General features: G+C 53.0%; 9 protein-coding genes. 4 read left to right on the forward strand and 5 right to left on the reverse strand.

Annotated elements, in window-relative coordinates; translation table 11 throughout:
• Positions 1-55: 55 nt before the first annotated feature.
• The 3 genes from dgoD to N0M98_RS13965 all read right to left on the reverse strand — a co-directional run bounded on the left by dgoD (position 56) and on the right by N0M98_RS13965 (position 2,948).
• A complete protein-coding gene (gene dgoD / locus N0M98_RS13955; RefSeq protein WP_259618243.1) occupies positions 56-1,204 on the reverse strand; it encodes a galactonate dehydratase in 1,149 nt (382 codons plus the stop codon).
• Positions 1,201-1,878 carry a FadR/GntR family transcriptional regulator gene (locus N0M98_RS13960; RefSeq protein ID WP_249860948.1) on the reverse strand — a complete coding sequence of 226 codons (678 nt, stop codon included), beginning with the start codon at positions 1,876-1,878 and terminating at the stop codon, positions 1,201-1,203. Before N0M98_RS13960 ends, dgoD begins: the two co-directional genes overlap by 4 nt.
• A 188-nt stretch (positions 1,879-2,066) precedes the next feature.
• Complete coding sequence (locus N0M98_RS13965) at positions 2,067-2,948, reverse strand: glycoside hydrolase family 43 protein (protein WP_259618244.1); 882 nt, start codon at positions 2,946-2,948, stop codon at positions 2,067-2,069.
• A 313-nt stretch (positions 2,949-3,261) separates the two neighbouring features.
• Between N0M98_RS13965 and N0M98_RS13970 the strand changes: the two genes are divergently transcribed.
• Positions 3,262-3,987 (forward strand): response regulator transcription factor, encoded by a 726-nt coding sequence (locus N0M98_RS13970; protein WP_259618245.1) that lies wholly within the window; start codon positions 3,262-3,264, stop codon positions 3,985-3,987.
• On the forward strand, positions 3,984-5,390 hold the full coding sequence (locus N0M98_RS13975) for a sensor histidine kinase (protein WP_259618246.1): 1,407 nt from the start codon (positions 3,984-3,986) through the stop codon (positions 5,388-5,390). The genes N0M98_RS13970 and N0M98_RS13975 overlap by 4 nt, the downstream gene beginning before the upstream one ends.
• Before the next feature lie 111 nt (positions 5,391-5,501).
• Here the strand turns inward: N0M98_RS13975 and N0M98_RS13980 are convergent, their stop codons facing one another.
• Complete coding sequence (locus N0M98_RS13980; protein WP_259618247.1) at positions 5,502-5,987, reverse strand: C40 family peptidase; 486 nt, start codon at positions 5,985-5,987, stop codon at positions 5,502-5,504.
• 49 nt (positions 5,988-6,036) lie between these two features.
• Between N0M98_RS13980 and N0M98_RS13985 the strand changes: the two genes are divergently transcribed.
• Positions 6,037-6,546: a hypothetical protein gene (locus tag N0M98_RS13985; protein ID WP_259618248.1), complete on the forward strand. Its 510-nt coding sequence runs from the start codon at positions 6,037-6,039 to the stop codon at positions 6,544-6,546.
• Positions 6,501-6,836: a DUF1516 family protein gene (locus N0M98_RS13990; RefSeq protein WP_249860942.1), complete on the forward strand. Its 336-nt coding sequence runs from the start codon at positions 6,501-6,503 to the stop codon at positions 6,834-6,836. The genes N0M98_RS13985 and N0M98_RS13990 overlap by 46 nt, the downstream gene beginning before the upstream one ends.
• Before the next feature lie 136 nt (positions 6,837-6,972).
• Here the strand turns inward: N0M98_RS13990 and N0M98_RS13995 are convergent, their stop codons facing one another.
• Entirely contained in the window at positions 6,973-7,830 is an 858-nt protein-coding gene (locus N0M98_RS13995; RefSeq protein ID WP_249860941.1) for a sugar phosphate isomerase/epimerase family protein, read from the reverse strand.
• Positions 7,831-8,064: the final 234 nt, after the last annotated feature.

Below are 8,064 nucleotides of genomic sequence, written 5' to 3' on the forward strand. Positions count from 1 at the left end.
TCGGCTGCGTCTGCAGATAATGAGCCGCCAAGCCGGGAGCCGCCGCTTCGTTACACTACCATTCCGTCACAGTGCCGTCCTCGTTCCGCCATACCGGATTGCGCCATTGATGTCCGACCGCGGCCATCTCCCTGATTTTGGCTTCGTTCATTTCGATGCCGAGTCCCGGTTTAGTCAGTCGTTTAACGAACCCGTTCTCGTACTCGAACACCGAAGGATCAGCCAAATAATCAAGCAGATCGGACCCCTGATTGTAATGAATGCCTAGGCTTTGCTCCTGAATAAAAGCATTCGGCGTGCAGAAGTCGAGCTGCAGCGAGGCGGCGAGCGCAATCGGTCCGAGCGGGCAATGCGGCGCCACCGCAACGTCGAACGCTTCCGCCATCGCGGCGATTTTGCGCACCTCCCAGATGCCTCCGGCATGGCTCAAATCCGGCTGAATAATATCTGCGCCGCCTTGGGTGAGCAGCCGTTTGAAATCCCAGCGGGTGTACATTCTTTCCCCCGTCGCGATCGGCACGCTGGAGCCTTTGGCAATTTCCAGAAGCGCTTCATTGTTCTCGGGCAGCACCGGCTCCTCGATAAACATCGGCTTGAACGGTTCCATCTCCTTGATCAGCACCTTCGCCATCGTCTTATGGACGCGGCCGTGCAGATCGACGCCGATGCCGTTCGCGCTGCCGATCGCTTCGCGCACCGCCGCAAGCCGTTCGACCGCCTCCTCCACCTTCTGCCAGGAGTCGATCCATTCCATCTCGGCGGTGCCGTTCATCTTGATCGCAGTGTAGCCCTGCGCGATCTTCTCCAGGGCGGCCTCGGCGACATCGTCCGGCTTGTCTCCGCCGATCCAGGCGTAGACGCGCATCTTCTCCCGCACCGGGCCGCCCAGCAAATCGTATACGGGCACGCCGAGGCTCTTGCCCTTAATATCCCACAGCGCCTGCTCGATGCCGGAGATGGCGCTGGTCAAGATCGGGCCGCCGCGGTAAAATCCGCCGCGGTACAGCACCTGCCACAAGTCTTCGACGTGGCCCGGGTCCCTGCCGATCAGAAACTCGCTCATCTCTTCCACCGCGGCGCGCACGGTGTCGGCCTTCCCTTCGACGATCGGCTCGCCCCAGCCGACGATGCCGTCATCCGTCGTCATTTTCAGAAACAGCCAGCGCGGCGGCACCTTAAACAGTTCTATCGATTTGATTTTCATATCCGATCCTCTCCTTTGCGGAATTCAACCAGCATATCTTCCAAATGGCATTTCATCAGCGCCCTGGCCTGGGTCGGGTTGCGCTGCGCAATCGCCTGCGCGATCAAATAATGGTAGGAGGAAGCTTTCGCATCCATCCCCTCCCACTTCATTGATTTGCGGCGGCTGTCTACAAGCAAATCGCCGATCCGGTCGAGCATGTGGTACATCACTTCATTATGCGAAGCCTTGGCTATCAGCTCGTGAAACAGCATGTCCTCCTTGAGAAAATCCTGCTTCTTCTCCATCTTCCGCTTCATCGCCTCGGCTGCGTCCACAATGGCTTGCGCTTCCGCTTCGGTCGCCTTCTCCGCCGCCAGCGCCGCAAGCTCCGGCTCTACGATCAGCCGCGCTTCGGTAAGCTGAAGCATCGTCGCCCTCTCCAGAAAATCGAGCCGATGACCCGGCTTGTCGGACAGGTCGTCCTGCACGTATGTGCCGCGCCCCTGCTCAATGCGCAATATTTTCTGCTTGCCGAGAATGCGGACCGCTTCCCGCACCGAGGAGATGCCGACCCCCAGCTCGGCGGACAACTGCTCAAGCGGAGGCAGCTTCTCCCCTTGCTTCCATACGCCGCCGGCAATATTTTGCTTGATTTGGTCGTAAACGGTTTCATAAGTCAGTTTCTTATTCATTCGGATCACCTGGCTGCATCCGCAGCCGCCTTTCCTCTATTGCAGCTATGTTAAATTCATATGATGTATTTATAATATATTATAATTCATATGATGATTCAATCGTTTTGCAAAAAAAAAGACGCCGGCTTCGTTCGAACCGGGCGTCTGTCTGTAGCAAGAGGCAATATATCGCGACCGAGCCGGGCCTAGAACAAAGCGGACTCGATAGCGAGCGTGCCTCCGCGGTCCTCGACGCGGAAAATATGCGGCCGCTCCAGCGGCTGCTTGTTCGGCGTATGAATCGGCAGCATTAAGCCTCCCGCAAATCCGTGAAATAACATGCCGTGCCCTCCGTCCTTGCGGAAGAACGGTTCCTGCTCCTGAACCCAAGGACCTTCGATGTCTCCGTTCAGCGAGCGGGCGATCCCCATCGCATAGCCTTCTTCCCCGAAGCTGGACCAAAGAAGCAGCAGCTCGCCGGTTCTGGACGTGTAGAAGAACGGCCCGTCCGTTACGAACACATCGTCGCCTCGGACCGGTCTCACCCAAGGCGCGTCCGAGGCTTTGAACAAAGTGATCGGTTCGCCGGTCGCTTCCTTCAGATCGGGAGTAAGACGCATCGCGCAAATTTCTCCGTCCTTAATCTGAACCCACTCATGGCAAAATACGATCCAAGGATCTCCGGCCCGGTCTACATACAATGTGCCGTCCAGGCATTCCCAATCGCGGGGAGTGACCGGACCGTCGCCATGCACAGCGAAGGGTCCTTCCGGACGGCTGGAGACGAGAATTTCCGTGCCGCGGCATCGATTCTCCGATTTGAAGCTGGCCAGCATGTAATACTGTCCTTTCCACTCGTGAACCTCCGGCGCCCAGTAGTACTGATCGGCCCAGAAGGAGGGCTCAGGAACGAATGCCGGATACGGCCCGTCCCATTGCTGCAGATCGTCGCTTATGTAAACGTCGAAGCCATGAGGCTTGCCCGTCCATGCGGTTTCGCCGGATGTGCCGTATAAATAATATTTGCGTATCGATTCTACCGGCAATATAAAAGGATCGCGAAGATGGATATCGTTCAATCGTTTCATAGGCACGCTCCCTCATCTCATCATGTGCTGCGTTGTTTCCTAAGAATCTCTTCGCTCGAAGAGCTTCCTCCTCATTATACTAAAAAAAGAGACCCGCAAAACCAAACGGTGGTTTCCGGGTCTGAGATATATATATTATGAAAAGGGGGTCACGTTTTATTATAGGCCTGTTTCATTAATTTAAGATGAAAAACACATTTCATTTTGATTACAAATCTTATCCAAAATATTTCCTTTTACCAGATGCCGTTAACACATAGATCCCCTTGTCCCATCACATACTATTTTTACTGAATAAACGGCGGAGGCTTTCATGACGCATACGATATTGGTCGTTGAAGACGAGGAGAAAATCGGCCGCATTTTGCAGCTGGAGCTGGAGCATGAAGGCTATGCGGTACTGCATGCGAATAACGGACGGGACGGGCTCGAGATGGGCCTTGCCGGAGGCTGGGATCTGATGCTGCTCGACATTATGCTCCCGGAGCTGAACGGACTCGAAGTGCTGCGGCGCTTAAGGCAGAACGGCTGCCAGCAGCCCGTTATTTTGCTTACGGCCCGGGATGCCGTGCCGGACCGGGTTAGCGGACTCGATCAAGGGGCTAACGATTATGTCACCAAGCCCTTCGCTATCGAGGAACTGCTCGCGCGCATCCGCAACCTGCTGCGGATGGCCAGCTTGCAGAAGGCGGCGCCCGAAGCGGGCGGCGGCAGCCTTGCGCCGGATGACGAAGTGCATGTGGACTCCCTGACCATGAATATCCGGACGAGACAAGTGAAGCGGGAAGAACATCAGATCGAACTGACTCCCAAGGAATTTGATCTGCTTTTCTATTTGATCAGCCATCAAGGCGAAGTGCTGTCCCGGGAAAAAATTTTATCCGAGGTTTGGGGCTACGACTTTATCGGCGATACGAACGTCGTCGACGTCTATATCCGCTATTTGCGGCAAAAGGTCGACCAAGGCTATTCCTGCAAGCTGATTCATACGCTGCGCGGCGTCGGCTATCTGGTTAAGAACGGCGAGCCTTCCTCATGAGACTGCGGACGAAAATTACGCTGCTGATCGCCTCGTCGATCGTCATCGTTCTGTTTTTATTTAATATCGTGACCTATTATATGGTCGTACGGATTACAACCCGAAGCGAGATCACGCTATTGTGGAATGCAGCGCAGACGCTGGCTTCACAGCCGAATTTTTTCCACAAAGAGCTGTGGGGGGAGGAGAGCTGGCTGAGGCCTCTTCTTGTTCCCCAGGAAATGATTCGGTTTATCGATACGAATTCCAATATCGTCGTACAGCTTGACTCCTCCGGCCAGCTCGCCGATCTGCCGGTTCAGTTCGACACTCGCTCGATTTCCAAAACGCTGTGGACGAAAAATGCGCTTATCGCTTATATCCAAATGCCGATTATGGGCCCGGAAGAGACGCTGCTCGGAGCGCTGCAAATAAGCCGTAAGCTTGATACGCTTAATGAATATTTAACCGTATTAATTACCGTGCTTATGTTTACGACGGCAGGAGCGGCGCTTCTCTCGATCGTCGGAGGCATGTATTTTGCCAGAGTCATTCTTCAGCCAATTCACGAGCTGGGGCAAATTATGGAATCGATTCAGAAGAACGGGATATTCAAACGCGTCGTTCTCCCCCCTTCCAGACATCGGGATGAGCTTGGCCGATTGACGCATACATTCAACGCCATGATAGGCAAACTGGAAAACAGCTTCTTGCGCCAGCAGCAGTTTCTCGCCGATGCGTCCCATGAGCTGAAAACGCCTTTAACCGTTATCGAAAGCTATGCCGATTTGCTGCAAAGATGGGGAGGCAAGGATGCGGCGCTGCGCGAAGAAGCAATCGAAGCGATCCGTTCGGAGGCAGGCAGGCTGAGGAATCTGACCCATTCCTTGCTGGTGATTGCCAATATGGAGGCCGACCCGCACCGTCCCATGATCGATTTCGAGCTGGCCGATCTGGTTCGGACGACGGCCGCATCGCTGCAAAGAACGTTTCGCCGCGAAATCCGCTTCAGCAATGAGCTGCAATTCCATACGATGCACGGAAATCCGGAAAAGGTAAAGCAATTGGTGATCATTCTTCTCGACAATGCGATCAAATACAGCCAAAAGCCGGTGGAAATCACCCTCAAGCACGATCCGCGCGATCCGTATATCGTGGAGCTGCAAGTTACCGACCGGGGCATCGGCATCGAGGAAGCCGAAATCCCCCGTCTGTTCGACCGGTTCTACCGGGTCGATCAAGCCAGAAGCCGTTCGACCGGCGGCAGCGGTCTGGGACTGGCCATTGCCCGCAAAATCGTACAGTCGCACCAGGGCACCATATCGATTGCAAGCCGCCCGGGTCAAGGCACCCGGGTAACGGTTCGATTGCCTCTGCATGCCGCCGCTCATGCGCTCCCCTCCGAGCAGGATCACGACGGCTGAAGATCGGCTGCGCAGCGAAAAAAGACCGTCCCGAAAGGACGGTCTAGTTATATAGAACCCATATGGTAATGGAAGGGGGCATATGGGTTTGTTGCTTCAAGTCATTAACAACTACAGTACGCGGCGGGCCGTCTTATAATGATCCGACCACCATCCGCTCGTAATATCGGAGATCGTTACGCCCGGATCGCCGTACGTGTGAATGATCTTGCCGCCGCCGATATAAATGCCGACGTGATGAATAGGCGAATAAAAGAAAACCAGATCGCCCGGCTTCAAATCTTTCTTGGCCACGAACGTGCCCTTTTTCGCCTGATCCTTGGACTCGCGCGGCAAATCAACGCCGTATTTGGCAAAAACAAATTGGGTAAACGCCGAGCAGTCAAAATTGCGGCTTTGGCCGGTTGCGGCGCCGAATCGGTACGGCGTCTTCAAATACTTTTTGCTGGTAGCTACGATTTGCGAAGCTTTGCTTGCGCTATATGCATAAGCCTGATGGGCTGGAATGAGCATCGTTCCGGAAAACATCGCGGTAAAGCCGATGGTTACGGCCATCGCTGTTTTAGCAATCCACTTCTTGTTCACAGGTTTCATCATGTAGTCATCATCTCCTTGATCGAATTTGATATGGGGAGTCGCTGTCCCTGTGCTGCTTGATGAACCCAGTATACCATACAAAATCGGCCCAACATGTACCAGTGCGGGGCAAAAGCCGGGCCGCGTATCGCTTTCGTCGGCTTTATTAAAAACGTCTAAGAAAATTTTAATCTTCGCGGGGTTGACAGCCCGGAGCCTGATCGGACAAGCTTGTATCCGCTTGCTGCCGCAGTCCTACATATTATTGAACAACCTTCGAACTTCCGGTGAATGGATTGCTTTTGGAAGCGGAGAGCTATATAATCAGGTTGTCCAATTATGTGCAATTGCGCATATGAATCTTATGAGCGAAACGTTTTTCGACGCTTATTCAAAGATGAGCGACCACGGTCAGAGGCAGTTTTTATCGCCAATAGGAAATGTTCTTTATTACGATAACGCTTTAATTCACTTAAACTTTCCTGTGTGGCAAGAAAGCCGCCGTTTTGACAACTTCAATCAGGAGGTACGCGCATGTTTAACATTTTTTATCAATCCCATGCCGGTTCGTGGGCATTGATGATTATTCTCTTCATCCTTAGCGTCATTTTCTACAGACAAAAAGTGACGCAGATGATTCTTAGGCTGTTCTACCTTATTATGCTTGTGTCGGGGATCGGCATGCTGACCCTTCTCGGCTTTCCGTTGCTGTACGTCATTAAAGGGGTGCTCGCGATTGTTCTTATCGGCATGATGGAAATGATCGTCGCCCGCCGCCGCAGGCAGCAGTCCGCCGCTCCGATGTGGATTGTATTCGTTATTCTGCTCGTGCTCATTGTTTTGCTCGGTTACGGCGTCATTCACGCCTAAGCCGCCCGCAGACGATGCCAAAAATCTCCGTACCGGCGCTTCACGGCGGCCCTTCGGAGATTTTTTTGCTTTATCTTGAAAAAAAACCGCCCTGCCTTGTCGGCGGACGGTTTATGGCTTGAAGCCTAATATTTAGTTAGATCGAAGCCAGAATAGCGCGCACTTCTTCCGCGTATTGCTTCAGAAGCTCTTTGGACGCGTACTTGCCGCTGAAATCTTCTACGCCCAAGTAACCGTCGTAGCCGACCGCTTTCAGATCGGACAGCACTTGCTTCCAGTTCACGATGCCTTCGAGATTAGGCTCCCAGTAGGAAGTCCAGCCTTGCGAGCCGTCTTCGCGAACTTCGGATTTTTTCCAGCCCGTATTTTTAATATGAACATGAGCAAGATACGGCCCGAGCATTTCCATGCCCATCCGGAAGTTTTCATAGCCTTCGTGCACCATGTTGCCCGGATCGAACAAAACGCCGATATGCTCCGGATTGAAGCGGCTGACCAGACGAAGCGCCGCGGACGCGCTGGCAATAATCGTGTTGTGGTGCGTTTCCACCAGACATTTGATTCCGTATTGTTTGGCGAGCGGCTCTACCGCTTCCAGATACCGAACTTCTTTGTCGAACAATTCGTTATAGTTTACGGAACGGTCATACCCCGGCACGCCGACGCGGATCACCTTGGCTCCGAGCTTTTGCGCTACTTGCAGCACGCGCTCGGTCGCTTCGATATCCCCCGCCTGCAAGTAAGGCGTAACGCTGATCGTCTGCAATCCGTTATCGCTGGCAATGCGCGCGAACCGCTCCAATTCTTCGTCGGATGCGGACGGATCGATCGAGCACAGGTTGCGGCGCCAGAACGAAGGCTGCTCGTCCTTGAATTCCGCAGGAGTTTCTTTAAAACGCCATTCGATGCCGTCAATTCCCGCTTCCTTGGCTGCGGCGCCCAATTCCTCCGGCGTTAAATCCGGGGTTACGACAGTAAATACGGAAAGTTTCATGATTAAACCTCCAGCTAATTTTTGAGTTCGGTTTACTATATAAAATTATAACAGGATGCTCGTTAATTATCTATGTTCACGTGAACATTTTAAATTTTCAGATAATTACTCAAGTTTCGCACCTTGAAAAACACGCTTAGATACTGCTGCTACTGAAAATCTTTTGAAAAATTAGCAAGCTTGACAGAAAAACACCCTTCATGTTTGGTAAAATGGAAATTGTCCAGATAACCA

Origin of the sequence: Paenibacillus doosanensis, assembly GCF_025060755.1 — a bacterium.
GTDB classification, from domain to species: Bacteria; Bacillota; Bacilli; order Paenibacillales; family NBRC-103111; genus Paenibacillus_S; species Paenibacillus_S doosanensis.